This is a genomic window from Streptomyces tendae (assembly GCF_008632955.1).
Taxonomy (GTDB): Bacteria; Actinomycetota; Actinomycetes; order Streptomycetales; family Streptomycetaceae; genus Streptomyces.
This window is the reverse complement of sequence record NZ_CP043959.1, coordinates 2,497,217-2,523,254: the sequence shown is the minus strand read 5'-3', so window position 1 is coordinate 2,523,254 and position 26,038 is coordinate 2,497,217. Positions and strand designations below refer to the sequence as shown.

Sequence of the window (26,038 nt, the reverse complement as noted above, 5' to 3'; positions counted from 1 at the left end):
GTCTGCGATGGGTCTCCGCGGAGGAGGAAGCGTGCGCCGCGCCCGGGGAGGGCCGCGGCGCTGGACGGCCGCGGCCGCACTGGCACTGGCCCTGCTGGTGACCACCGGCTGCGACAGCGAGCCGGACGCCACACCGCGCACGAACGGCACCACGAGGCCGGACGCGAGGACGCAGCCGGAGGACTCCGCGGAGCCGTCCCGGGCCGTGGCGCGGGTGTGTGCCAAGCCGGCCACCGGGCCGGCGAAGGCACCGTCCGGGGCGGTGACCGTCGACGCGGCCGTCCCGGGCGACCTGGCCGCGAAGACCAAGGCGAGCCCGGCCGGCACCACGTTCTGGCTCCGGCCCGGCAGACACCGTCTCGACGCCGACCGTTACGCCCAGGTCGTGCCCAAGGAGGGCAACACGTACGTCGGCGCGCCGGGCGCGGTGCTCGACGGCCGCCGCACCAACCAGTACGCCTTCGGCGGCACCGCGCGGGCCGTCACCCTCTCGCACCTGACCGTGCAGGGGTTCGTCGCGCCGCACGACGAGGGCGTGGTCAACCACGACTCGGCCGACGGCTGGGTGATCGAGCACTCCAGGATCCAGTTCAACTCCGGCGCCGGACTGATGGCCGGCTCCGGTCAGCAGGTGCGGTCCAGCTGCCTGCGCGGCAACGGGCAGTACGGCATGAACGCGTACAAAGGGTCGGGGCAGTTGCGTGATCTGGTGCTGGAGGGCAACGAGATCACCGACAACAACCGGCACGACTGGGAGCGGAAGCGGCCCGGCTGCGGCTGCACCGGAGGCGTCAAGTTCTGGGCCGTGGACGGCGCCGACGTGCGCGGCAACTGGGTGCACGACAACCGCGGCACGGGCCTGTGGGCGGACACCAACAACAACGACTTCGTGATCGAGGGCAACGTCCTGGAGGGCAACGACGGGGCCGCGCTGATCTACGAGACCAGCTACAACGCGGTGGTCCGGGACAACACCATCCGGCGCAACAACTGGGTCGAGGGCCGCCGGTCCGCCGAGCGCGGCGACAGCTTCCCGTTCGCCACCGTCTACGTGTCGGAGTCCGGCGGCGAACCCCGCGTGAAGGCGCGCACCGACCGCTTCGAGATCAGTGGCAACCTCTTCGAGGACAACTGGAACGCGATCACCCTGTGGGAGAACGCCGACCGGTTCTGCAACAGCCCCGCCAACACCTCCTCGGGCGACTGCACGCTGCTGGTGGAGGACATCGACCGGTGCGCTCGGCCGGGGATCGCCTCCGCGCCGCTGTACTCCGACTGCCGGTGGCGGACCCAGCGGGTGGACATCCACCACAACCGCTTCCTGCTGGACAAGTCGGTGGTGGACTGCGCGCGGCTGTGCGACCGCATGGCGGTGCTCGCCAACTACGGCACCTACCCGGACTGGTCGCCGTACCAGGGCGAGCGGGTGGCCGAGGCGGTCACCCTGCGGCAGCGCAACCGCTGGCACGACAACGTCTACGTCGGGCCGTGGGCGTTCGTCGCCCAGGACGTCAGCCGGGTCCTCGACTTCGCCGGCTGGCAGGGCGCGCCGTACCGGCAGGACACGGGCAGCACCCTGCGCGACGGGGACGGTGGTTGAGATGCGTGCCGGACCGACGCCGCGGACGGTGGGGACGGTGTGGGGGCTGCTGGTCCTCAACACCCTCGGTTCCACCGGGGCGGAGACGATCGTGCCGCTGCCCCGGTCCCTCATCCAGATGGTGACCATGGGCGCGCTGGTCGCCGCGTTCGCGCTGGCGCTCGCCGTCAACCTCCGGCTGCGAGTGCGGGCCAGCGCCTTCCTGCTGCTGCTCAGCCTGCTGCTGGTGCCGAGCCTGATCTCCAGCGCGGACCTGAGCGCGGGTCTCGGGGCACTGTTCCGCTGCGGGCGGCTGGCGGTGTTCGTCGCCACGCTGTGGCTGCTCAGCCGCTGGTGGGACGGTTCCACGACGTTCGTACGGCACCACATCCGGATGTACTTCGTGGTCCTGTGCTCGGTGGCGGCCGGACTGCTGGTGTCGCCCGGCGCCGCGCTGCCCGACCTCTACGGCGGCCGGCTGGTGGGGGCGCTGTGGCCGCTGACCCCGCCGCAGATCGGGCAGTACGCGGCGGTGGTCGTCGGGCTCGCCGTGCTGCTGCTCCTGGGCGGCCGTACGGACCGCCGGAGCGCCGCGCTGGTGATCGTGCCGTCACTGGCGCTGCTCGCCCTCACCCACACCCGCACGGCCACGATCGGACTGCTGGCCGGACTGGTCGTGGCGATCGGCTCGATGGTGCTGACCAGTGCCGCCGCCCGCCGCTGGTTCGGCTGGGCGGTGCTGTGCGCGGCCGTCGCCGCGGTGGCGTTCGGGTCCCTGCTGCAGGCGTGGTTCCTGCGCGGGCAGACCGAGGAGAACTTCTCCAGCCTCACCGGTCGCGCCAAGGTGTGGGAGGCGCTGCTGGACGCGCCCCGGACGGGCGCGGAGCAGCTGTTCGGTGTGGGGCTCGGGGACAAGTCGTTCGACGGGCTGCCCATCGACAACAGCTGGCTGGCGGTCTACCACGAGCAGGGACTGCTGGGCGTGGGACTGGTGGCGGGGTTCGTGCTGGTGCTGGGCGCGGTCGCGCTGCTGCGCCCGCCGTCGCTCGCGCGGGCCTGCGCGCTGTTCCTCATCAGCTACTGCGGGATCGCGTCGTACACCGAGGCGGGGCTGGGCGACGCCTCGCCGTACCTGCTGCACCTGGCGGTGGCGGCCTCGCTGCTGGTGGCACCCGTCGCCGCCCCGCCCGCGCCCCCGACCGGACCACAGGCGCCGGAACCCGCCCGACGGGCCGTTCCACGGCCCGTCCCCGGAACGGAGGTGGCGTGAGCATGCACGTCATGGTGGTGCACAACCGCTACGCGTCGGCGCAGCCGAGCGGGGAGAACAAGGTCGTCGACCAGGAGGTGGCACTGCTGCGGGAGGCCGGCCACCGGGTCGGGGTGTTCGAGCGGCGCAGCGACGACATCGCCGCCCGCTCGCTGCCCGCCAAGGCGGCGATCCCGCTGCTGGTGCCGTGGAACCCTGCGGTGCGCGCCCGGCTGGCCGAGCGGCTGCGCGCCGAGCGGCCGGACGTGGTGCACCTCCACAACGTCTTCCCGCTGTTGTCACCGGCGGTGCTGGCCGCGTGCGCGGACGCGGGCGTGCCGGCCGTGGCCACGCTGCACAACTACACCCAGGTGTGTCCGCCGGGCACGCTGCACCGGGACGGCTCGCCGTGCACCGCGTGCGTGGGCCGGGCGCCGCTGCCCGCCGTCCGGCACGGCTGTTACCGGGGCAGCAGCCTGGCCACGGTGCCGCTGGCGGTGAGCCTGTCGGTCAACCGGCGGCGGTGGTGGTCGGGTGTGGAACGGTTCTTCTGCATCTCGGCGGCGCAGCGCGAGGTGCTGGTGGGCGCCGGGATGCCGGCCGGACGGCTCGTGGTGAAGCACAACTTCGTGCCGGAGACGGACGTGCGCCGCACCGGCCCGGGCGAGCACCTGCTGTACCTGGGGCGGCTCGCGGAGGTGAAGGGCGTGCGGCTGCTGATGGCCGCGTGGGACGAGCTCACCGCCGCCGGCGGGGTGGGCGTGCCGCTGGTGATCGCCGGCACGGGCCCGCTGGAGGCGGAGGTGGCGGCCTGGGCGGCGGGCCGGGACGACGTGCGTTACGTCGGCCTGTACGACCGGGTGCGGTGCCGGCGGGCCGTGGCGGAGGCGGTGGCCGTGGTGGCCCCGTCCACGTGGCAGGAGGCGTTCGGCCTGGTCGTGGTGGAGGCGATGGCGGCGGGGGTGCCGGCCGTCGCCTCGGGACACGGCGCCTTCACCGAGCTGGTGGAGGACGGGGCGACCGGGCTGCTGCACCGGCCGGGCGACGCCGCGTCGCTGGCCGCCGCGCTGCGCCGGGTCACCGCCGAGGGCGGCCACAACCAGGAGATGGGCCGGGCGGCCCGGCTCCGTTACGAGCGGGGGTTCAGCCCGGAGGTCGGGCTGGAGCGCCTGGTGGAGGGGTACCGCGCCGCGATCGCGGGACACGGCGGGGCGGACGGCCCGTCACGCGGGGAGACGCAGACGGACTCGCGCCGGGGGGACCTGCGCGAGCGGGATGGGGGAAACAGATGACACGTTGCCGACTGTGCGGTTCGACGGCGCTGGAGAGCGTCGTCGACCTGGGGGCCACCCCGCCGTGCGAGAGTTTTCTCGCGGCGGAGCAGCTCGACGCGCCGGAACCGGCGTACCCGCTGCACCTGCGGGTGTGCACCGACTGCTGGCTGGCGCAGATCCCGCCGCTGATCACGCCGGAGGACACGTTCAGCGAGTACGCGTACTTCTCGTCGTACTCCTCCTCCTGGGTGGAGCACGCGCGCACCTTCGTGGCGGACACGGCGGCACGGCTGGGCCTCGGCGGCGACTCCTTCGTGGTCGAGGTGGCGAGCAACGACGGCTATCTCCTGCGGCACGTGGTCGAGCGCGGCATCCGCTGCCTCGGCGTCGAGCCGTCGGTGAACGTCGGCGCCGCGGCGCGGGACGCGGGGGTGCCCACGGTGACGGAGTTCCTCAGCCCGGACACCGGCGCCGCCGTGCGCGCCGAGCACGGCCCGGCCGACCTGGTGGTGGCCAACAACGTGTACGCGCACATCCCCGACGTCATCGGGTTCACCAAGGGGCTGCGCGCGCTGGTCGCCGACGACGGCTGGGTGTCGATCGAGGTGCAGCACCTGCTCACCCTGATCGAGGAGAACCAGTACGACACGATCTACCACGAGCACTTCCAGTACTACACGGTCGCGTCCGCGATCCGGGCGCTGGCGAGCGGCGGGCTGACGCTGGTGGACGTGGAGCTGCTGCCCACGCACGGCGGTTCGCTGCGGCTGTGGGCCCGTCCCGACGAGGTGGCCGGCGAGCCCGGCAGGCGGGTGGCCGACGTCCTGGCCCGGGAGAAGGCCGCCGGGCTCCAGGAGCTGTCCGGGTACACCGAGTTCTCCGCCCGGGTGGCCAAGGTGCGCCGGGACCTGCTGCGGTTCCTGATCGAAGCGGCGGAGGACGGCAGAACGGTCGTCGGGTACGGCGCCCCGGGCAAGGGCAACACCCTGCTCAACCACTGCGGCGTCCGGCCCGACCTGCTGCCGTACACGGTGGACCGCAACCCCTACAAGCACGGCCGGTACACCCCGGGCACCCGCATCCCGATCCTGCCGCCCGACCGGATCGCCGCCGACCGGCCGGACTACGTGCTGGTGCTGCCCTGGAACCTGCGGGCCGAGCTGGTCGAGCAGCTGTCCTTCGTGCACGAGTGGGGCGGCCGGCTGGTCTTCCCCATCCCGGAACTGAGCATTGTCGAGGTCGAGCGATGAAGGTCGTACTGTTCTGCGGCGGTTACGGGCTGCGCATGCGCGCCGGGGCCTCCGACGACGTGCCCAAACCTATGGCGATGGTCGGCCCGCGCCCGCTGATCTGGCACGTGATGCGCTACTACGCGCACTTCGGGCACAAGGAGTTCATCCTGTGCCTGGGCTACGGGCGCACCACATCAAGGACTTCTTCCTCAACTACGAGGAGACCACGTCCAACGACTTCGTGCTGCGCGGCGGGCGGACGGAGCTGCTGTCCACCGACATCGCGGACTGGACCATCACCTTCGCGCAGACCGGCATCGAGTCGCCGATCGGTGAGCGGCTGCGCCGGGTACGGCACCATCTGGACGGCGACGAGATGTTCCTCGCCAACTACGCGGACGTCCTCACGGACGCCCCGCTCCCGGAGATGATCGACCGGTTCTCCCGCAGGGACGCCGGCGCGTCGATGATGGTGGTCCCGCCGCAGTCCTCGTTCCACTGCGTCGAGCTGGGCGAGGACGGCCTGGTGGGCGGCATCACCCCGGTGAGCGAGCTGCCGCTGTGGGAGAACGGCGGCTACTTCGTGCTGCGCCAGGAGGTCTTCGACCACATCCCGGAGAACGGGGACCTGGTCGCCGACGGATGCGCCCAACTGGCCAAGCAGGGCAGACTGGTGGCGCACCAGCACCGCGGCTTCTGGAAGCCGACCGACACCGTGAAGGAAAAGGCCGCGCTCGACGAGGCCTACGCCCGGGGCGACCGCCCGTGGGCCGTGTGGGAAGGGAAGCGGACCGAGGCGGGGGTGGGGACCGCGTGATCCGGCTGGGAACGGGACGTCTGGAGCGGATCGTCGCCGTGGGCGCGCACTGCGACGACATCGCGATCGGCGCCGGGGGCACCCTGCTGTCCCTGTGCCGGGCCCGTCCGGGCCTGCGGGTCGACGCGCTGGTGCTCTCCGGCGGCGGCACGGAGCGTGAGCAGGAGGAGCAGGAGGCGCTCGCCGCCTTCTGCCCGGGCGCCGATCTGCGGCTGACCGTGGACAAGATGCCGGACGGCCGGCTGCCCGCGCACTGGGCGGACGCCAAGGCCGCGGTCGAGGAGCTGCGCGCCCGCACCGAGCCCGACCTGGTGCTCGCCCCGCGCACCGAGGACGCGCACCAGGACCACCGGGGCCTCGCCGAGCTGATGACCACCGCGTTCCGCGACCACCTCGTCCTCGGCTACGAGATCGTCAAGTGGGACGGGGACCTGGGCCGCCCGGTGGTGTACCAGCCGCTGACGCCCGGGGCGGCCGAGGACAAGGTCCGGCTGCTGCAGGAGCACTACCCCTCGCAGCGGCACCGGCCCTGGTACGACCGGGAGGCCTTCCTCGGGCTCGCCCGGATCCGGGGCATCGAAAGCAACGCGCGGTACGCCGAGGCGTTCGCCGTCACCAAACTCACTGTCGACCTGGGGGGTTGAAACCTTGCGCGTACTGCTCACCGGACACCAGGGCTATCTGGGCACCGTCATGGCCCCGGTGCTCAAGGCCGCCGGACACGAGGTCGTCGGGCTGGACGCCGGCCTGTTCGCCGACTGCGTGCTGGGGCCGGCGCCCGCGGACCCGCCGGGGACGCGGGTGGACCTGCGGGACGTCACGGCCGACCACGTGGCCGGGGTGGACGCCGTGATCCACCTGGCCGCCCTGTCCAACGACCCGCTGGGGGCGCTGGCGCCGGAACTGACCTACGACATCAACCACCACGCGTCCGTACGGCTGGCCCGGCTGGCCCGCGACGCGGGGGTGCGGCGCTTCCTGTACGCCTCCACCTGCTCGGTCTACGGCGCCGCCGGCGGTGACGAACTGGTCGCCGAGGACGCCCCGCTGCGCCCGGTGACGCCGTACGCCGAGTCCAAGGTGCGGGTGGAGGACGACCTGCACGAGCTGGCCGACAGCGGTTTCAGCCCGGTGTACATGCGCAACGCCACGGCCTTCGGGTACTCGCCCCGGCTGCGCGCCGACATCGTGCTGAACAACCTGGTGGGTCACGCCCTGCTCTCCGGGGAGGTGCTGGTGCTCTCCGACGGCACCCCGTGGCGTCCGCTGGTGCACGCCGCGGACATCGCGCGGGCCTTCGCGGCCGCCCTGGAGGCCCCGCGCGAGGCGGTGCACGACCGGGCGTTCAACATCGGCAGCGAGACCAACAACGTCACGGTCGCGGAGATCGCGCAGCAGGTGGCGGAGGCGGTGGACGGCTCCAAGGTGGTCATCACCGGGGAGACGGGCGCCGACCCGCGCTCCTACCGGGTGGACTTCTCCCGGTTCCGGGCGGCGATCCCCGGGTTCCGGTGCGAGTGGACGGTGAAGCGGGGCGCGCTCGAACTCGCCGACGCCTACCGGACGCACGGGCTGACCCGGGAGGCGTTCGAGCAGCGGTTCACCCGGCTGGCCGTGCTGCGCGCGGCGTCCGACGCGGGCGAGGTCGACGGCACCCTGCGGTGGCGGTCGTGACCACGCCCGGCGAGGAGATGCACGCCCTGGTGCGGCGGTTGTACCCGCTGTGCCGGAGCATCACCGGCGACGGGGTGCGCGCCACCCTGGACGTCGTCGGTGAGCACCTGCCGCTGGAGGTGCACGAGGTGCCCACCGGCACGCAGGTGCTCGACTGGACGGTGCCGCAGGAGTGGAACATCCGGGAGGCGTGGATCGCCGACCCCTCGGGCCGGCGGGTCGTCGACTTCGCCGACTCCAGCCTGCACGTGCTGGGCTACAGCGTGCCGGTGTCGGCGAGGATGCCGCTGTCCGAGCTGCGCCCGCACCTGCACACGCTGCCGGACCACCCGAAGTGGATCCCGTACCGCACCAGTTACTACAAGCCGGACTGGGGCTTCTGTCTGACGCAGGAGACCCTGGACGCGCTGCCGGACGGCGAGTACGAGGTGCGCATCGACTCCACCCTCGCCGACGGGCACCTCACCTACGCCGAGCACGTGGTGCCGGGGCAGGTGTCCGACGAGGTCGTCGTCTCCAGTCACGTCTGCCACCCGTCGCTGGCCAACGACAACCTGGCAGGCATCGCGGTGGCGGCGTTCCTCGCCCGGTCGCTGGCGGAGCGCACGCCGTACCACACCTACCGGTTCCTGTTCGCGCCCGGCACCATCGGGGCGATCACCTGGCTGGCCCGCAACGCCGGGCGGGTGGAGCGGGTGAAGCACGGGCTGGTGCTGGCCTGCGCCGGCGACCGGGGCGCGCTGACGTACAAGCGGAGCAGGCGCGGGGACGCGGGGATCGACCGGGTGATGCGGCATGTGCTGGAGACCTCCGGACGTCCGCATTCGATACGGGAGTTCACGCCGTACGGCTACGACGAGCGGCAGTTCTGCTCGCCGGGCTTCGACCTCGGTGTGGGCTCGCTCAGCCGGACCCCGTACGCCGGCTATCCCGAGTACCACACCTCGGCGGACGACCCGGACTTCGTCTCCCGGAGGCGATGGAAGACACCTCGCCGTGTGCCGCGAGGTGTTCTCGGTGCTGGACCGCGACCGGCGGTACGTGAACCTCAGCCCGTACGGGGAGCCGCAGTTGGGGCGGCGCGGGCTGTACGAGGCGCTGGGCGGCCGCAGCGACGCGCAGGAGGCCCAGATGGCGATGCTGTGGGTGCTGAGCCTCTCCGACGGCGAGCACGGGCTGCTGGAGGTGGCCGAACGGTCCGGTCTGCCGTTCGACACCGTGGCCGCCGCGGCCGACGCCCTGCACGGGGCCGGACTGGTCAAGGTGTGAGACGGATGGCCACCGAGGGGGACAGGACGACGGCGCCGCCGCGGCCGGCCCGCACCGTGACGCGGGCCGTCGCGGGGCGGCTGTCGTGGGGACTGGCCGACCAGGCGGCCTCCAGCCTGTCCAACTTCGCCGTGGGCGTGTACGTGGCGCGCTCGCTGGGACTGACCGCGTTCGGCGTGTTCAGCCTGGCCTGGGTGACCTACGGCGTGGTGCTCAGCGTCTCCCGGGGAGTGGCCACCGACCCGCTCGTGGTGCGCTTCAGCGCCGTCGCCGAAGCGTCCTGGCGGCAGGCGGTGGCCCGGTCGACGGGCACCTCGCTGGTCGTCGGCGCCGGCGTCGGGACGCTGTGCCTGGCGTTGTGGCCGCTGCTCGGCGGCAGCGTGGGCGCCGCGTTCGCCTGCCTCGGCGTCGTCCTGCCGGGGCTGTTGCTGCAGGACGCCTGGCGGTACTCGTTCTTCGCGGCCGGCGTCGGCCGGAAGGCGTTCGTCAACGACGTGGTGTGGGGCGTGGCGCTGATCCCCGCCATGGTCGTGGCGGCCCAGGTGGGCACCGTGCCCGCGTTCGTGCTCGCCTGGGGCGGGTCGGCCGCGGTGGCGGGCGCGTACGGCTGGCTGCAGTCCGGCATCCGGCCGCGGCCCGCCGGGGCGCGGCCGTGGATCCGCGACCACCGTGACCTCGGCCTCCGGTACCTGGTCGAGAACACGTGCGTGAGCGGCGCGAGCCAGCTGCGCGCGTACGGGCTCGGCGCGATCGTCGGCGTCGGCGCGGTCGGTGTCGTCCGGGGCGCCGAACTGCTGCAGGGCCCGTTCACGGCGGTGCTCATGGGGCTGACGCTGGTCACCGTCGCGGAGGCGGCGCGCATGCTGCGGCAGGCCCCGCACCGGCTGGGCCGGTTCTGTCTGCTCCTGGGCGGCGGCCAGGCGGTCGCCGCCCTGCTGTGGGGCGGCGTGCTGCTGCTGATGCCGGACCGGGCGGGCGAGCTCGTCCTCGGCGACGTCTGGCCCGCCGCCAAGGAACTCATCGTGCCGGCCACCCTCAGTGTCGCGGGGGCCGGCGTGGGCACCGGAGCGGCCGCCGGGCTGCGCGCGCTCGGCGCGGCCCGGCTCAGTCTGCGGTGCCAGATCTTCGCCTCCGTCTGCTACGTCGGCCTCGGGATCGGCGGTGCGGCCCTCGGCGGCACCGTCGGCTCGGCCTGGGGCGCCGCCGCCGCGTCGGTGTGCGGTTCGGCCGCATGGTGGCTGCATCTGCGGATCGCCCTGCGGGAGCACCACCGGGATTCCCTTCGTGAAGTGAGGACGTCATGACCGCGCAACCCCGGCTGAGCATCGGCCTTCCCGTGTACAACGGCGAGGAGTACCTCGCCGAGTCGCTGGAGGCCCTGCTCGGCCAGACGTACGAGGACTTCGAGTTGGTCATATCCGACAACGCGTCGACCGACGGGACCGAGGACATCTGCCGGCGCTACGCCAAGCAGGACCCGCGGATCCGGTACATCCGGCTGCCCCGGAACATCGGCGCCGCGCCGAACCACAACCACGTCTTCACCGAGTGCCGCGGCGAGCTGTTCAAGTGGGCCTCGCACGACGACCTGTACGCCCGTGACCTGCTGAAGCGCTGCGTGGAGGCGCTCGACGAGCGCCCGGACGTGATCCTCGCGCACAGCGACCAGGCCGTGATCGACGGCGACGGCAAGGTCACGGTGCCCTACGCGTACACGCTCGCCACCGGGTCGCCGCACGCGCCGGAGCGCTTCCGCAGCCTGCTGTTCGAGCCCGGCGGCGACGACTTCTACGGCGTGATGCGCGCCGACGTGCTGCGGCGGGTGAAGCCGCACGACAGCTACCACCACGCGGACCGCACGTTCGTCGCCGAGATCACCCTGCACGGCCCCTTCCACCAGGTGCCGGAGCTGCTGTACTTCCGCCGCGACCACCCCACGCGCGCCGAGCGCGCCAACCCCTCCAAGCGCGCCCGCTGCGTCAATCTCGACCCGCGCCGGGCCGGACCGCTGCACCCGACACCCCGGCTGCTCGCCGAGTACGTCTGGGGTTTCGTGTCGGCGGTCCGACGGGCGCCGCTGTCCGCCGCCGACCGGCGCGCCTGCTACCGGCACCTCGCCGCGTGGGCGACCAGCCGGGTCCGGCCGGGCGCCGGCGAGCGGGTCGAGGACCGGGCCCCGGTGGACCCGGCCGAGCACGCGGTCTCCGTCGACGCCCTGGTCGCCGGACGCGAGAGGGGGGACGCGTGACGTCCCCTCGTGTGGGCATCTTCGGCCTGTTCGGCTCGGGGAACGTCGGCAACGACGGGTCGCTCGAAGCCGTGCTGGACCACCTGCGTGCCGCGCACCCGGACGCGGTCGTGGACGCCCTGTGCGGCGGACCCGAGACCGTCACGGCGCGGTACGGGATCCCGGCGACCCGGCTGCACTGGTACCGCGGCGAGTACCGTACCGCCTCGCGGCTGAAGGACGTCGCGGGCAAGGGCCTGGGCAAGCTCGTGGACGCCTTCCGCATCGCGGCCTGGGTGCGCCGGCACGACGTGGTGGTCGTGCCGGGCACGGGCATCCTGGAGAGCACGCTGCCGCTGAGGCCCTGGGGCCTGCCGTACTCGCTGTTCCTGCTGTGCGGGTGGGGCCGGGTGCTGCGCGCCCGGGTCGCGCTCGTCGCCGTCGGCGCCTCCGAAACCGGCAGCCGGCCGGTGCGGGTGCTGACCCGCTGGGCGGCGCGGCTGGCCGCGTACCGGTCGTACCGGGACACCCTGTCCCGTGACGCGATGCGGGCCATGGGCGTGGACACCACGGGAGACCAGGTTCACACGGACCTGGTGTTCGCCCTGCCGACCCCGCCGCGGGGCGACCTGTCGGGCCCGCCCGGGCCGGTCTGTGTCGGCATCATGGACTTCCACGGCAGCAACGACGAGCGGGACCGGGCGCGGGAGCTGAACAGCCGCTACCTGGACGGCATCACGCGGTTCGTCGGCGCGCTGGCCGCGGAGGGCAGGCCGGTGCGGCTGCTGACGGGTGACGACGTGGACCGGCCGGTGGCCGAGGCGATCATCGAGGCGGTGGACTCGCCGATGGTCACCGCGGCCGCGACGGCGTCCCTGGGCGATCTGATGAAGGAGATGACGGTGGCCGACGCGGTGGTGGCGACCCGGTACCACAACCTGGTCTGCGCGCTGAAGGTCGGCACCCCGGCGCTCTCCGTGAGCTACGCGGCCAAGAGCGACCGGCTGATGGCGGACATGGGCGTGGGCGCCTACTGCCACTCGGCCCGCGAGATCGACGCCGACCGGCTGCTGGAGCAGTTCCGGGAGCTGGAGCGGAACCGGTCGCGGGTGCGGCGGATCCTCGCCGAACGCAACGTGGTGCTCGTGGGGCGGGTCCGGCAGCAGTTCGCCGCGCTGTCCGCCCTGTTACCCGGGTCCGACCCCGCCCCGGCCCCCGCAGGACAGGAGACCCCATGAAGGTGACCGAGGTCCCGGCGATCGCCGGGGCGTTTCTGTTCGAGCCGACGCCGTTCGCCGACGAACGCGGCTTCTTCTGCCGCACGTTCGACGCGGACGTGGTGCGTTCCGCGGGCATCGACCCGGACGCCTTCGTCCAGGACAGCCTGTCCCGTTCGGTGCGGGGCGTGGTGCGCGGGATGCATCTGCGGTCCGGCGCCGGCGAGGCCAAGCTGGTGCGCTGCTCGTCCGGGCGGATCTTCGACGTGGTCGTGGACCTGCGGCCCGGCTCGCCGACCTACCTGGGCCGGGCCACGTTCGAGCTGTCCGGCGAGACGCAGGCGACCCTGTACGTCCCGGCGGGCTGCGCGCACGGCTTCCAGGCGCTGACGGAGACCGCCGACACCTCGTACCGCATCGACCGGCCGCACGATCCGGCCGAGGACGTGACGATCGCCTTCGACGACCCCGAACTGGCCGTCCCCTGGCCGCTGCCGGTCACGACGACGTCCGAACGCGACCGCAAGGCGCCGGGACTGGCCGAGGCGCTGAGGACGCTGGAGGCGCGGCGGGCGGAGGTGAAGCAGGCGTGAGCGGCGAGGAGATGCGGCTGCCCCGGTCGCGGGCGGTCAACGAGCGGCTGCACGCCCTGGTCCCCGGCGGCGCGCACACCTACGCCAAGGGCGACGACCAGTACCCGCAGGACCTGGCCCCGGTCATCAGTCACGGGCGGGGCGCCCATGTGTGGGACGTCGACGGCAACCGCTACATCGAGTACGGCTCGGGGCTGCGGTCGGTGAGTCTCGGCCACGCCCATCCCCGGGTCCTTGAGGCGGCACGGAGAGAACTCGACCGCGGCAGCAACTTCGTGCGGCCGTCCGTGGTGGAGGCGGAGGCGGCGGAGCGGTTCCTCGCCACGGTGCCGACCGCCGAGATGGTGAAGTTCGCGAAGAACGGCTCGGACGCGACCACGGCGGCGGTGCGCCTCGCGCGCGCCGTCACCGGGCGCGCCCGGGTGGCGCTGTGCGCCGACCATCCGTTCTTCTCCACCGACGACTGGTTCATCGGCACCACGCCGATGTCCGCGGGCATCCCGGCGGAGACCACCGAGCTGACCGTGACGTTCCCCTACGGCGACCTGGCCGCCACGGAGGAGCTGCTCGACCGGCACCGGGGCGAGATCGCCTGCCTGATCCTGGAACCGGCCGCGCAGACCGAGCCGCCGCCCGGCTACCTCGCCGGGCTGCGCGAGCTGGCCGACCGGCACGGTTGCGTGCTGGTCTTCGACGAGATGATCACCGGCTTCCGCTGGTCGGAAGCCGGTGCCCAGGGCCTGTACGGGGTGGTCCCCGACCTGTCCACGTTCGGCAAGGCGCTGGGCAACGGCTTCGCCGTGTCCGCGCTGGCCGGGCGCCGCGCCCTGATGGAGCGGGGCGGGCTGCGTCACGACGACGACCGGGTGTTCCTGCTGTCCACCACCCACGGCGCGGAGACGCACGCCCTGGCCGCGGCGATGGCCGTGCAGGCCACCTACACCGAGGAGGGCGTCACCGCGCGGCTGCACGCGCTGGGCGAGCGGCTGGCCGCCGGGGTGCGGGACGCGGCGGCCGCGATGGGCGTGGGCGACCACCTGGTGGTGCGGGGCCGGGCCAGCAACCTGGTCTTCGCCACCCTGGACGGGCCGGGACGGCCGTCGCAGGAGTACCGGACGCTGTTCCTGCGCCGGCTGCTGACCGGCGGGGTGCTGGCGCCGTCGTTCGTGGTGAGCGCCGCGCTCGACGAGGCCGACGTCGACCGCACGGTGGACGTGGTGGGCCAGGCGTGCGCGGTGTACCGGAAGGCGCTGGACGCGGGCGACCCGACGCCGTGGCTGGGGGGACGGCCGGTGCGGCCGGTGTTCCGCCGACGGGCGTGAGGCGCCGGGTCGTGTGAGGTCCCGTCAGCCTCTCCGGTGGCGGAGGGCGGCGTCGGCCGTGCGGTCGACCGCCCACGCCACCGCCGGCACCACCGCGAGCGCGGTGCCCCAGCCGCCGACGGTGTCGGTCGGGTAGTGCGCTCCGGTGGCGACCTGCGCCCATCCCATGGCGGCCCCGGCGGCCGAGGCGGCGCCCAGTACGAGCGCCGTCCCGGCCGCGGGTCCGAGGCCGAGCCGGCCCGTCGCGAGCAGCGCGACGGTGAGGGCGAACGCGGTGAGGAAGGCGGTGTGGCCGCTCGGGAAGGCGAGGTTGTCGTCGCCGTTGATGGTGCGGGCGGCCAGCGGCTTCAGCAGTTTCGTCACGCCGACGGCGGCACCGCTGCGGCGACGAGCAGCACGGCGGCGCGCTGCCACCGCAGCAGCAGGCAGCCCGTCACGCCGGCCGCGAGCAGGAGCAGGGCGCCCGCCGGGTCGCCGAGGAAGTCCGTCGCGGAGGCGATGTGCCACCACGGGGCGCCGGCGCCGTACGCCGCCTCCCCGATCCGGGCGTCCGTCCGGCCGGGCCCGGCGTCACCGGCGTAACGGACGCCGAGCACGAGGACCATCAGCGCGGCGAGCGCGGCCACGGCCGCGAGCCGTCCGCGGAGCGCCGCCGGAACCACCGGCGGCACGACCGCCCTGCCGTCCGTCACCGTCACCGTGCCGCCACCCCGTGAAACGTCCCTTGTCAGCCTAACCGACGGTGGGATGCGGGGAGTTGGCGGACGGGCGGCGTCAGGGGGCGGGCGGCGCGAAGAGGTGGTACTCGGACACCGTGGTGAACTCCAGGTGCTGGTACAGCGGTTCGCCCGCGGGACTGGCGACGAGGGCCGCGTGGCGCATGCCGCGGTCGCGCCCGGCACGCAGGGCCGCGTCGGTAAGGGCCGCGCCGATCCCGCGGCGGCGGTACTCCTCGGCGACATGGACGAGGAAGATCCCCGCCACGCCGTACGCCGAGATCACCGTGGCGGTCCCGATCACCCGCCCCTCGTCGAGCGCGGCCAGCCGGTCGATGACCCCGTTGTCGGCGCGCCGCGCCTCGATGCGCGCCAGGTCGGGCTCGATACCGGGGACGGCGCCCATCGACCTGCTGTAGACGCGCACCACCTCCGCGAGCAGGCCGGGCCCGGCCTCCGGGACGATCCGTACGCCCTCAGGTGTGCGCGGTGCGGGGCCGAGCCGGTCGAGGGGGCGCGCCATCACCGGGAGGGTCCCCAGTTCGGTCATGCCGTGCCGGGTGAGCGCCTCCCGTGTGCCCACGGGGCTGTCCTGCCCCACCCACCACCACCAGGGCACCCCCGCGAGCGCCTCGCCGGCGGCGGTGACCGCCTCCCCCGCCTCCGCCGGCCGCCGCAGCCGGACCACGCCGTTGAACTGCGGCTGGGCGAGGCCGCTGCGGAAGTGGTCGGTGATGCCCGTCGCCCGCACCTGTTCTCCCCAGCCTGTCAGGTACTGGCGGAAGTTGGCGTACACCCGGTCCAGGAGTCCGGCGTGCCGGGTGTCCGGTCCGGCGTCCGTGCGCACGGTGTCGGTCATGCTCGTCGTCCTTCTCGTCAGCGCCTACGGCGTCACGATGCGGTAGTCCGCCACCGGCCGGTAACCGATGCGCGCATAGAGGCGGTTGCTCACCGGGTTGGACAGATCGGTGAACAGCAGTACGTGCTCCGCGCCCGCGTCGCGCGCGGCGCGGGACACGGCGGCGGTGACCGCCGCGCCGTACCCGCGCCCACGGTGCGGGGGCGGCACGTACACCGGGGTGATACGGGCGGTGGCGGCCACGACGGTGGTCCTGGCGGCCGTCGCGACAGGCTCGTCGTCGACCGACCAGATCCGCCAGCCGCCCTCGGCGATCCGCTCGTCGACGAACCGGTCCAGGTCCGCGCCGAGTGATCCCGCCTCGGCGACGAAGCGGTCGCACCAGGCGCGCAGGAGGGGCCGGTCGTCCTCGGTCGCCACGCGTGCCGCCCCGGGCGGTGCGCCGACGGGCGGGACGAGCCGGTCCAGTCGGTGCAGGCGCAGGCGGGGCCCGGCGCCCGGGGCCGCGCCCGTCTCCTTCTCCCAGGCCGCCTCGAAGGCGCGCACGGACGCCTCGTCGCTCATCAGCCCGGCGTACGGGTGGGCGTGGGTGAGGAGCGACCGGGCCAGGCCGCGCACGGCGTCCGGCGGGAGGGCGGTGGCGACCGTGAGGTGCGGCGTCCCGACGAACGCGGCCGTCACCGGGGCGTCGGACGCCTCACGCCACCAGCCCAGGCGGGCGGCCGTCCCGGCGCCGGCGAGCGGGGCGCGTTCGAGCGAGTCGAGCGCGGACAACAGCATCGTGTGCCGGTCGGGCCGCGCGGAGACGAAGGCGCCGGCCTCCCGCCGGAACAGTCCGGGACTGCCGGTGACGGACCATGCCATCGTCGCGCTCTCCTGCTGTCGGTGCCGGGGTGCGGCGGTCGCCCCCGTGAAGGGTCCGCTGCACGCCGTGGGGGTGTGCACGGCGTACAGCGACCGCCGTCATCCTGCCTCCGGCACGCGTGCCGCGTCCATGTGATAGATGTCTCAGATAATCTATCTATTCCCGACGACCCGCACCCGGCACTCCGGGCGCACGCCCACGCGCGAGGGGCGCGCCGTGCCCCACGGCGCGCCCCTCGTCGGTCGACGACTCCTCAGACCGGATGGTCCGGCTGCTGCTCCGGGGGCTTGCCGCCACCCCGGCCGCCGCCCTTGTTGCCGCGGTCGGTGCCATGGGCGTGGCCGCCGGCGCCCCGGCCGGGCTGGGACGCCTTGCGGGCCTCACTGTCCTGCGGAGTCGCCCCGCCCTTGTCACTGCGCCGCAGCTCCGGCTGTTGCGGGTTCGACATCGGCTTCCTCCTCGAAGTCGCCTGCGTCTCGATTTCCCTGCCGTTCACCGGGTGATTCGTGATCCGGCGCCGAAACACCCGTCCCGGACGCGTCCCCGCATCACTTCTGTCCGGAGCCCTCGCCGTCCCCCGTCCCCGGCTCGGCCATCCGCCGGTGGGCCGCCGCCTTCACCCCGTCCGGCAGCACCTTCCCGGCCAGGCCCTGCGCCTTGGTCATCAGCGACCCGGTGACGGCCTTCTTCTCCCCCTTCACGATCGCCTCGAACGCCTGCCCGGCCACCTGCGCGGGGTCGTCCTTCTTCATGGATCCCATGCGGGTGTCCCCGCTCATGTCCGCGCGGTCGAAGAACTCGGTCTCCGTCGGTCCCGGCATGAAGGACGTGACGGTCACACCGGTGTCCTTCACCTCTTCCGCCAGCGCCTGGGCGAAGGACTGCACGAACGACTTGGACGCGTTGTAGACCGGCTGGAAGGAGCCGGGCATCTGCGAGGCGACGGACGAGGTGAAGGCGAGCCGCCCCTCACCGCGCGCCACCATCGCCCGCAGCAGCGGCTTGGCCAGCCGTACGGTCGCGGTGACGTTGAGGTCGATGACCTCCTGGTCGTCGGTGAGGTCGGTGTCGACGAAGGCGCCGCCCTGGCCGACCCCGGCGTTCAGGGCGGCGACGTCGACTGTCAGGCCGTCGAGCGCGTCCAGGAGCAGGAACCGTCCCTCGCCGGTCCGCAGGTCGGCGCGCACCGCGCGCACCTCCGCGCCCGGCTCCCGCAGCTCCCGGGCGGCGGACTCCAGCTCCTCGTCCTCGGCGTTCACCACGAGGTCGTAGCCGTGCGACGCGAACTGCCGGGCCAGCTCGAGGCCGATGCCGCTGGACGCGCCGGTGATCAGTGCGAGTGGCCGTGTGTCAGTCATGCCGGACGAGTAACCCCGCGGGTCCGCGTCACGCACCCCGCCCGTCGCGGGCGACGTTTCCCGCCCACCGGCGCGGTTACCCGCGCGGTGGTGCGCCCCGCACGCCAAGAACCGCGCGCCCCCCACGTCCGGCGCCGGGGACGGTCGTCCGCCGGCGGGAGCAGGAACGGAGCTCGCATGGCCAGCACGAAGGTGTCCGACTTCATCCTCCAGCGCCTGCGCGACTGGGATGTCGACCATGTCTTCGGCTACGCGGGCGACGGGATCAACGGGCTGCTGGCCGCCTGGGGCCGCGCCGGCAACAAGCCGAAGTTCGTGCAGGCACGGCACGAGGAGATGGCCGCCTTCCAGGCGGTCGGGTACGCGAAGTTCTCGGGCAGGGCCGGCGTGTGCGCGGCGACCTCGGGTCCCGGCGCGATCCACCTGCTGAACGGGCTGTACGACGCCAAGCTGGACCACGTGCCGGTGGTGGCGCTGGTCGGGCAGACCAACCGCAGCGCCATGGGCGGCTCCTACCAGCAGGAGGTCGACCTCGCCTCGCTCTTCAAGGACGTGGCGTCCGACTTCTGCGAGACGGCGACGGTCCCCGAGCAGCTGCCGAACCTGGTCGACCGGGCCTTCCGCACCGCGTACGCCCGCCGCACCGTCACCGCGATCATCCTCCCCGGTGACGTGCAGGAACTGGACTACAGCCCGCCCACGCACGCCTTCAAGATGGTGCCCTCCAGCCTCGGCCTGGGCCGGTCGGCGCCGGTCCCCGCGGACGAGGACCTGCAGCGGGCCGCCGACGTGCTGAACGCGGGCGAGAAGGTCGCCGTCCTGATCGGGCAGGGCGCGCGCGGCGCCCGCGAGGAGGTCGAGCGGCTGGCGGACGTGCTGGGCGCCGGGGTGGCCAAGGCGCTGCTCGGCAAGGACGCCCTGCCCGACGACCTGCCCTACGTCACCGGCTCCATCGGGCTGCTGGGCACCCGCCCCTCCTACGAGCTGATGCGGGGGTGCGACACGCTGCTGATGATCGGCTCCAGCTTCCCGTACACGCAGTTCCTGCCGGAGCTGGACCAGGCGCGGGCCGTGCAGATCGACATCGACCCGCACATGATCGGCCTGCGTTACCCGAACGAGGTGAACCTGGTCGGCGACGCCCGCGAGACCCTGCGGCGGCTGCTGCCGCGCCTGCACCGCAAGGAGGACCGGACCTGGCGGGAGGGGGTCGAGAGGAACGTCGCCCGCTGGTGGGAGGTGATGCAGCGGCGCGCCGCCGTCAGCGCCGACCCGGTCAATCCGGAGTACGTGGTGCACGCCCTGGACGGCCGGCTGCCCGACGACGTGATCCTCGCCGCCGACTCCGGTTCGGCCGCCAACTGGTACGCCCGGCACCTGCGGCTGCGCGGCCGGATGCGCGGCTCGCTGTCCGGCACCCTCGCCACGATGGGCCCCGCTGTGCCGTACTGCATCGGTGCGAAGTTCGCCCACCCCGACCGGCCGGCCGTCGCCCTGGTCGGGGACGGGGCGATGCAGATGAACGGGATGATGGAGATGGTCACGGCCGCCAAGTACTATCGCGAGTGGTCCGACCCGCGGCTGATCGTCGCCGTGCTGAACAACGGCGACCTGAACCAGGTGACGTGGGAGATGCGCGCCATGTCCGGCGCCCCGCAGTTCGAGGAGTCGCAAGCCATCCCGGACCTCCCCTACGCGGACCTCGCCCGGAGCATGCGCCTGGACGGCGTGCGGGTCGAGAAGCCCCGGCAGGTCGAGGCCGCCTGGGACCGGGCGTTCGCCGCCGACCGGCCGTTCGTCATCGACTTCCGCACCGACCCGGCCGTCCCGCCGGTCCCGCCGCACGCCTCCCTGGACCAGATCGAGGCGGCGGCCGGCGCGATCCTCAAGGGCGACAGCGACCGCGGTTCCATGGTCAGGCAGGGCCTGAAGGCCAAGGTCCAGGAGATGCTGCCGGGCACCCGCCACCGCTCCGACCGCCCCGGCGCCGGACCGGACGACAGCGCCGGGGGCGGCGGGTGACGCCCCGGGCGCCCGGAGTGACGCCGTGACCGTCGCCGTGGTCCTGTTCACCGCGGACCTGCGCCTGCGCGACCATCCGCCGCTGCACGCGGCGCTGCGGTCGGCGGACGAGGTGGTGCCGCTGTTCGTGCTCGACCCCGGCATCCACGCGGCCGGCTTCGACGCGCCGAACCGGCGGGCCTTCCTCGCCGACTGCCTGGGCGACCTCGACGACGGCCTGCGGCGCCGCGGCGGCCGGCTGGTGGTCCGCTCCGGGCCGGTCGTCCGGGAGGTCCGCGCGGTGGCCGCCGCGTGCGGGGCCACCGAGGTGCACCTGGCCGCGGGCGTCACCGCGTACGCCCACCGCCGTGAGGAGCGGCTGCGCCGGGAGCTCGGCACCGCCGGCGTGGCCCTGCGGGTGCACGAGGCGGTGATCACCGCCGTCGCCCCGGGTGCGGTGACCCCGGCCGGCTCGGACCACTTCGCCGTGTTCACCCCGTACTCCCGTCGCTGGTCCGAGCAGACACTCCGCACACCCCTCGCGGCGCCCCGCGCCGTCCGTGTCCCCGACGGGGTGCACGGTGAGCCGCTGCCCGGCCGCGCGGACGGGTCCGGCACCTCCCCCGGTCTGCCGCCGGGAGGGGAGACGGCCGGCCGGGACCGGCTCGCGCGGTGGACGCGCTCCGGGGGCCTGGACGCCTACGAGGAACGGCACGACGACCTCGCGGGCGACGCGACCTCACGGCTGTCGCCCTACCTCCACCTCGGGGCGCTCTCCGCGGTCGAGGCCGTCCACCGGGCACGCGCGCGGGGAGGTCCGGGCGCGGAGGCCTTCGTCCGTCAGCTGTGCTGGCGGGACTTCCACCACCAGGTGCTGGCGGCCCGGCCCGAGGCGTCCTGGCGGGACTACCGCACACGGGACGACCGGTGGCGCGGCGAGGACGACGCCGCCGGGGACATCGCCGCGTGGCGGGACGGGCGGACCGGCTACCCGATCGTCGACGCGGCCATGCGCCAGCTGCGTCACGAGGGCTGGATGCACAACCGGGCGCGTCTGCTGACGGCGAGTTTCCTCACCAAGACGCTGTACGTCGACTGGCGGATCGGCGCCCGGCACTTCCTGGACCTGCTCGTGGACGGTGACATCGTCAACAACCAGCTCAACTGGCAGTGGGCCGCCGGCACGGGCACCGACACCCGCCCCCACCGGGTCCTCAACCCCACGGTCCAGGCCAAGCGGTTCGACCCGGACGGAGCGTACGTACGCCGCTGGGTCCCGGAACTCGCGGACGTCGACGCCGGGCGGATCCACGAACCGTGGCGCCTCCCGGAGGACCGCCGCACGGCACTCGCCTACCCGCCCCCGATCGTCGACCTCGCCGACGCCCTCACCCGCTTCCGGCATGCGCGGGGCCGTGACTGAGGGGCGAGACCCTCACGGTCCGTGTGCCCCCGGGGGGCGTCGGCTCGGGTGCCCCGCCCGTCAGTTCGTTCGTCCACGAGGGTGGACAGCCACAGACAGCGCCGGTCGAGTCCGGCGGGCCCCTGCATGGGGTGGACGAGAGCCACGTTCAGGGTGCCCGCGTCGGCCGTGAACCGCTCGGGGGCGCGGAGGCGGGGCGACGGCCTGTGCCTGGCCCTCATGATGACGGCCCGTCCGCCTCGCCCCGACCCGCGGTTCGCCGGCGGGGAGCACCGCGGGACCCGCCCCTGCGGGCAGGTCCCGGGGTCTGTCGGCCGAGGTCAGCCGCTGACCGTGATGGTCGAGCTGCCGCTGCTCTGGTAGCCCTCGGTCGCCATGATCATGTAGTACCTGAACTGGCCGAGGTTCATGCCGCGCGCGCCCAGGCGTCGAAGTGGTTCCCGGTGGTGATGGTCCCGGAGCCACTGGTCACCTTCTGCTGCCGGACGCTCCAGTACTGGTCGAAGGTGCGGGTGCCCTCGACGGAGGGGGCGTTGTACCGGGTCGTCTTGTAGATGTCGTACGTGCCGCCGTCGCTGTAGACGGTGCCCCGGAACTCACCCGTGGGCCGGTAGCTGCCCCAGTTGTCGACGATGTAGTACTCGACCAGGGGGTTCGAGGTCCACCCGTAGAGGCAGCCGTAGCCGTTGCCCGACGGGTTGAAGTAGCCGTTGTAGCGGACCGTCCTGCGTCCGCCGTTGCCCAGCCCTTGCCGGCGACGAAGTTGCCGCAGTTGGTCCACCGGGTGCTGTAGCTGCCGCCGCCGTTGAGCGTCATGGAGACGGAGCCGCCGCCGTCGGTCCAGAACGAGTAGTACAGCCCGTCGTAGCCGGTCTGGTTGGTGGTGATGGTGGTGGCGGCGTGCGCGGTGCCGGGGAGCACCAGCCCCGACGCGGTGGCGAGCGCGGCGGCGCCGGCGCCGGCGCCGACGAGGAAGCCGCGGCGGCTCAGGCCGCTGAAGGGGGCGGGGTTCTGCTGGATCTCGTGCCGCTTGCCGTCCTGGTTCATGCGTCCTCCCGATGAAGGCTGGTGGGGGGCCGGGTGGCTGCTGCCACCCGCTGCCTCGCATGGCCGACCACCCTGCCCGGCGGCCAAGTGACGCCTGGGGCACGGGGGTTGGCTGTCGTGCGGTGGCCACAGTGTTCGTAGAACGACATGAGCGTGTCAACAGTTTCGACGCACTTTCGGAAACTTCGCCGTAACAAGGAACCCCTGAGAGGCCAACAGAATCGCTGGTCAGACCGCAATCGGAGCCACCCACATCCGAACGACGAACCCGTCGTGGAAGTGGTGACCCGCAAGTAGGCGGATCGTCGTCGAAACTTTCGCCACGTCCCGGCGGCAGCACGGAGGAGGCCGGTGACATCCGGCCAGGTCCGGGAGCTTCCTGCGCACCTACCGGGAAACCGGTGACGGTCCCTCCGCCGTGACGACCAACGCCGCCTGGTCGTCGTCGACCGTGTGGCCGCCCATGAAGGCGCGGATGTCCTCCGTCAGGCTCCGTACGACGTCGGTCGCGGTCGGGCGGACCGGGACGGAGGCCAGGGCGCCGGCCAGTCGCTCCTCCCCGTACTGCTCCGTGTCCGCGGCCCGGCATTCGGTGATGCCGTCGGTGTACAGCACCAGGCTCTCCGTGGGGCGCAGCGTGAGGCGGACGGCGTCGAGCGTGGGCGGGATGCCGATGCCGAGCAGACCGCCGGGGACCTCGACCGGAGTCACCGTGTGGCAGGCGTCCAGCAGGAGGGGCGGTGTGTGGCCGGCCCTCACGAGCTCGACGGCGAGTCCGTCGTCGGCCTGCGTGAGATGGCCGTAGACGAGCGTCACGAAGCCGTTGTTCTGCTGGGAGTTGCGGTCGTTCAGCGCTCTGTCGACGGCCTTGACGACGCTGACCGGGTCGTCGAGCAGCGGGGCGACGGCACGGGCGGTGTGACGGACCAGGGCCGTCGTGGTGGCCGCCCTCGCCCCGCGCCCGCAGACGTCTCCGAGGACGAAGGACCAGCTGCCGTCCCCGCGGGGGAAGACGTCGTAGAAGTCGCCCCCGATGTCGAGCCCTTGACCCGCCGGGCGGTAGAGGGCGGCCAGCTGCGCCCCGGGGACGTCGGGCAGGTCCGGCAGCAGCAGGCCGGTCTGGAGGTCACGGGCGAGGGCGGCGCGCTGCGCGTACTGGCGGGCGTTGCGCGCGGCGGAGGCGGCGCGGCGGGCCACTTCCTCCGCCAGGGCGATCCGGTGGCCGCCGAGGGACGCGTCGTCCGTCGCGAACAGGCTCAGGACGCCGAAGGGCCGCTCCCGGTCCATGAGCGGCACGCAGACGTATCCGGTGACGCCCAGTTCCTGCCAGAGTCCGGGACCGACCGGGGTGCGGCGGGCCACCTCGGTGAGGCCGGTGGCCAGGACCCGTGCGACGGCGTCGTCCCCGGTCTCCCTCAGGGCGCCGTGCGAGGCGAGCAGTTCGCGGGCGTGCCCGGTCGTGGCGGCGGCCGCCACCCGGTGCACCCGCCCGGCCTCCAGGACGTCCACCACCGCGAGCGGGGCCAGCGCCGGGACCGCCAGGTCGGCCACCCGTCGCAGGGTCTGCCCTTCGTCCAGCGGGCCGGCCAGCGCGGTGCTGACGTTCAGCAGGAAGGAGAGGTCGTCGCGTGCCGCCTTCTCCCGGGCGTCGGCCGTCCGCCGGGCCTGCTCGGCGTGGTGCCGCTCGATGGCGAGGCCGGCGGTGTCGACGAACAGGCGGGCCAGCGCCAGGTCCGTGTCCTGGGGGGCGCGCGGTGTGCGGTGGTACATCGCGAAGGTGCCCAGCACCCGCCCGTCACGGGCGAGGATCGGGGTGGACCAGCACGCGGCCAGCCCCGCCCGGACGGCCAGGTCACGGAAGTCGTCCCACAGGGGGTCGGTGGCGATGTCGGTGACGATCACCTTGCGGCGCCGGTGGGCGGCCGTGCCGCACGAGCCGGCGCCCTCACCGGTGGCGATGCCGTCGATGGCCTCGTTGTAGAAGACGGGCAGGCTGGGCGCGGCTCCGTGGTGCAGGCGGCAGCCGTCCTCGTCCGCCAGCAGGACGGAGACGATGACGTCGGGAGACAGCTCCTCGATCACCCGGCACATGCCCTCCAGCACCTCGGGCAGCGGCGCCTGGCGGGCGATCTGTTCGAGGAGGGCGCGCTGCTCGGCGGCCAGTCGCCGGGCGTGTTTGGCCTGAGTGGTCTCCACGCCGATCATGCGTACGCCGATGACGTTGCCGCCGCTGTCGCGGCGGGCCTCGTAGGTGAAGTCGACGAACGCCTCACGGGCCTGGCGGCCGACGCCGAGGACGACGCGGGTGTCCCGGCCGACGTGCCGCTCCCCCGTCCGGTAGACCTGGTCGAGCAGCGCGAGGAAGCCCTGGCCCTTCAGCTCGGGCATCAGATCGCCCAGGGGCACACCGGTGCGTTCCCGCCGCTCGCCCCCGATCGCCGTGAAGAACGCCGGGTTCGCGGCCTCCAGCACATGGGCGGGCCCTGCCATGGAGGCGAACAGCGCGGTCGACGTCCCGAACAGCAGCGACAGGTCCTCGTCCGAGGCCCGTGCCGCCGGTGACGGGCGCGTCCCCTGCGGTGACCGCGATTCCCGTTCAGCTCTCATCTCGTCCCTCCGCCGGTGCGTGCACCGCGCCGGCACGCGTTCCCCCCGGCACCGGCCCCCGCCTGCCGCGGGACCCGGTGTCCTGGCCTCCCGGCTGCCCGGGACGCCGCCGGTCATGACGGGGTGTGGCGCAACGAACGCGGAAGCGGCACCCCGGCCGGGCCGTCAGGGACGGCACGTGGAACCGGTCCGCCGGTGAGGGACGGGTCACCGGGACGGGCCGGTGCCGTCGGCGGCATCGCCCGCTGCGAGGGCGGCCAGCGCGTCGGCGACCGTGTCGTGCATGGGGAGCAGCTGGGAGATGCCGGTCATGGTCACCATGCGCACGAGACGGTCGGGAACGCTCGCGATGCGGAGTGACCCGCCGGCCTCCTGGGTGGCGTGCATCAGGACGATGAGGGTGCTGAGGCCGGTGGAATCGACGAAGTCCACCTGGGCCATGTCCAGGACGAGGTGCGGAGCACCTTGTCCCACGGCGGTCAGCGCCTGCGCACGCAGCACGGGCGCGGTGTGCAGATCGACATCTCCGGTGACGACGACGACGGCGGTGCGCTCCCCGGTGTGTCTGATGGTCGTGTCGAGGGTGTCACTCACGTGAGACATCACTCCTGGACGGGCGGCTCTGGTAGGGCGTGGCAGGTACGGCGGCGGGTGTCACCGCCGCACGGGCGCCGGGAGAGGACGGGCAAAGGTGCGCATTCCCCCACCG

The 26,038-nt window shown here is 73.5% G+C and carries 19 protein-coding genes and 4 pseudogenes; 15 read left to right on the top strand and 8 right to left on the bottom strand.

Annotation, left to right across the window (positions count from 1 at the left end; all coding sequences use genetic code 11):
• Nucleotides 1-31: 31 nt before the first annotated feature.
• From F3L20_RS11835 to F3L20_RS11775, 13 genes and pseudogenes are all read left to right on the top strand, one after another.
• The gene (locus tag F3L20_RS11835) at nucleotides 32-1,600 is read left to right on the top strand and encodes a right-handed parallel beta-helix repeat-containing protein (RefSeq protein WP_240810880.1); all 1,569 of its coding nucleotides are present in this window, start codon (nucleotides 32-34) and stop codon (nucleotides 1,598-1,600) included.
• Between the two features lies 1 nt (nucleotide 1,601).
• A complete protein-coding gene (locus tag F3L20_RS11830) occupies nucleotides 1,602-2,849 on the top strand; it encodes an O-antigen ligase family protein (RefSeq protein ID WP_150154190.1) in 1,248 nt (415 codons plus the stop codon).
• A 2-nt stretch (nucleotides 2,850-2,851) separates the two neighbouring features.
• Nucleotides 2,852-4,120, top strand: coding sequence for a glycosyltransferase (locus F3L20_RS11825; RefSeq protein WP_150157303.1), 1,269 nt, complete (start codon nucleotides 2,852-2,854; stop codon nucleotides 4,118-4,120).
• On the top strand, nucleotides 4,117-5,352 hold the full coding sequence (locus F3L20_RS11820) for a class I SAM-dependent methyltransferase (RefSeq protein ID WP_150154189.1): 1,236 nt from the start codon (nucleotides 4,117-4,119) through the stop codon (nucleotides 5,350-5,352). Before F3L20_RS11825 ends, F3L20_RS11820 begins: the two co-directional genes overlap by 4 nt.
• Nucleotides 5,349-6,151 (top strand): annotated as a pseudogene (locus F3L20_RS11815) (glucose-1-phosphate cytidylyltransferase). Before F3L20_RS11820 ends, F3L20_RS11815 begins: the two are co-directional and overlap by 4 nt.
• Nucleotides 6,148-6,795 (top strand): PIG-L deacetylase family protein, encoded by a 648-nt coding sequence (locus F3L20_RS11810; RefSeq protein WP_150154188.1) that lies wholly within the window; start codon nucleotides 6,148-6,150, stop codon nucleotides 6,793-6,795. The pseudogene F3L20_RS11815 and the gene F3L20_RS11810 overlap by 4 nt, the downstream one beginning before the upstream one ends.
• Before the next feature lie 4 nt (nucleotides 6,796-6,799).
• Nucleotides 6,800-7,825 (top strand): NAD-dependent epimerase/dehydratase family protein, encoded by a 1,026-nt coding sequence (locus tag F3L20_RS11805; protein WP_145828625.1) that lies wholly within the window; start codon nucleotides 6,800-6,802, stop codon nucleotides 7,823-7,825.
• 17 nt (nucleotides 7,826-7,842) lie between these two features.
• Nucleotides 7,843-9,094, top strand: a pseudogene (locus F3L20_RS11800) (DUF4910 domain-containing protein).
• Between the two features lie 5 nt (nucleotides 9,095-9,099).
• Entirely contained in the window at nucleotides 9,100-10,398 is a 1,299-nt protein-coding gene (locus F3L20_RS11795) for a hypothetical protein (protein ID WP_150154187.1), read from the top strand.
• Nucleotides 10,395-11,342, top strand: coding sequence for a glycosyltransferase family 2 protein (locus F3L20_RS11790; RefSeq protein WP_150154186.1), 948 nt, complete (start codon nucleotides 10,395-10,397; stop codon nucleotides 11,340-11,342). Before F3L20_RS11795 ends, F3L20_RS11790 begins: the two co-directional genes overlap by 4 nt.
• Nucleotides 11,343-11,353: 11 nt before the next feature.
• The gene (locus F3L20_RS11785; protein WP_150157302.1) at nucleotides 11,354-12,559 is read left to right on the top strand and encodes a polysaccharide pyruvyl transferase family protein; all 1,206 of its coding nucleotides are present in this window, start codon (nucleotides 11,354-11,356) and stop codon (nucleotides 12,557-12,559) included.
• Nucleotides 12,556-13,131: a dTDP-4-dehydrorhamnose 3,5-epimerase family protein gene (locus tag F3L20_RS11780; RefSeq protein WP_150154185.1), complete on the top strand. Its 576-nt coding sequence runs from the start codon at nucleotides 12,556-12,558 to the stop codon at nucleotides 13,129-13,131. Before F3L20_RS11785 ends, F3L20_RS11780 begins: the two co-directional genes overlap by 4 nt.
• 11 nt (nucleotides 13,132-13,142) lie before the next feature.
• Complete coding sequence (locus F3L20_RS11775; RefSeq protein WP_150157301.1) at nucleotides 13,143-14,453, top strand: glutamate-1-semialdehyde 2,1-aminomutase; 1,311 nt, start codon at nucleotides 13,143-13,145, stop codon at nucleotides 14,451-14,453.
• A gap of 24 nt (nucleotides 14,454-14,477) precedes the next feature.
• On the opposite strand, the pseudogene F3L20_RS11770 reads toward F3L20_RS11775, so the two are convergent.
• The 5 genes and pseudogenes from F3L20_RS11770 to F3L20_RS11750 form a co-directional block, all read right to left on the bottom strand.
• Nucleotides 14,478-15,145 (bottom strand): annotated as a pseudogene (locus F3L20_RS11770) (phosphatase PAP2 family protein).
• 82 nt (nucleotides 15,146-15,227) lie between these two features.
• Complete coding sequence (locus tag F3L20_RS11765) at nucleotides 15,228-16,028, bottom strand: GNAT family N-acetyltransferase (RefSeq protein WP_240810879.1); 801 nt, start codon at nucleotides 16,026-16,028, stop codon at nucleotides 15,228-15,230.
• Between the two features lie 24 nt (nucleotides 16,029-16,052).
• Nucleotides 16,053-16,892 carry a GNAT family N-acetyltransferase gene (locus tag F3L20_RS11760; RefSeq protein ID WP_150154184.1) on the bottom strand — a complete coding sequence of 280 codons (840 nt, stop codon included), beginning with the start codon at nucleotides 16,890-16,892 and terminating at the stop codon, nucleotides 16,053-16,055.
• A gap of 254 nt (nucleotides 16,893-17,146) precedes the next feature.
• Nucleotides 17,147-17,341, bottom strand: a complete 195-nt coding sequence (locus tag F3L20_RS11755) for a hypothetical protein (RefSeq protein WP_150154183.1) — start codon at nucleotides 17,339-17,341, stop codon at nucleotides 17,147-17,149.
• A gap of 100 nt (nucleotides 17,342-17,441) precedes the next feature.
• Nucleotides 17,442-18,251: an SDR family NAD(P)-dependent oxidoreductase gene (locus F3L20_RS11750; protein WP_150154182.1), complete on the bottom strand. Its 810-nt coding sequence runs from the start codon at nucleotides 18,249-18,251 to the stop codon at nucleotides 17,442-17,444.
• Between the two features lie 177 nt (nucleotides 18,252-18,428).
• Between F3L20_RS11750 and F3L20_RS11745 the strand changes: the two genes are divergently transcribed.
• Complete coding sequence (locus F3L20_RS11745; protein WP_150154181.1) at nucleotides 18,429-20,273, top strand: thiamine pyrophosphate-requiring protein; 1,845 nt, start codon at nucleotides 18,429-18,431, stop codon at nucleotides 20,271-20,273.
• Between the two features lie 25 nt (nucleotides 20,274-20,298).
• A complete protein-coding gene (locus tag F3L20_RS11740; protein WP_150154180.1) occupies nucleotides 20,299-21,675 on the top strand; it encodes a cryptochrome/photolyase family protein in 1,377 nt (458 codons plus the stop codon).
• 320 nt (nucleotides 21,676-21,995) lie between these two features.
• On the opposite strand, the pseudogene F3L20_RS11730 reads toward F3L20_RS11740, so the two are convergent.
• From F3L20_RS11730 to F3L20_RS11720, 3 genes and pseudogenes are all read right to left on the bottom strand, one after another.
• A pseudogene (locus F3L20_RS11730) lies at nucleotides 21,996-22,722 on the bottom strand (glycoside hydrolase family 11 protein).
• A 387-nt stretch (nucleotides 22,723-23,109) separates the two neighbouring features.
• Entirely contained in the window at nucleotides 23,110-25,329 is a 2,220-nt protein-coding gene (locus F3L20_RS11725) for a SpoIIE family protein phosphatase (RefSeq protein ID WP_206338888.1), read from the bottom strand.
• Nucleotides 25,330-25,536: 207 nt separating this feature from the next.
• Nucleotides 25,537-25,932, bottom strand: a complete 396-nt coding sequence (locus F3L20_RS11720) for an STAS domain-containing protein (protein WP_150154178.1) — start codon at nucleotides 25,930-25,932, stop codon at nucleotides 25,537-25,539.
• Nucleotides 25,933-26,038: the final 106 nt, after the last annotated feature.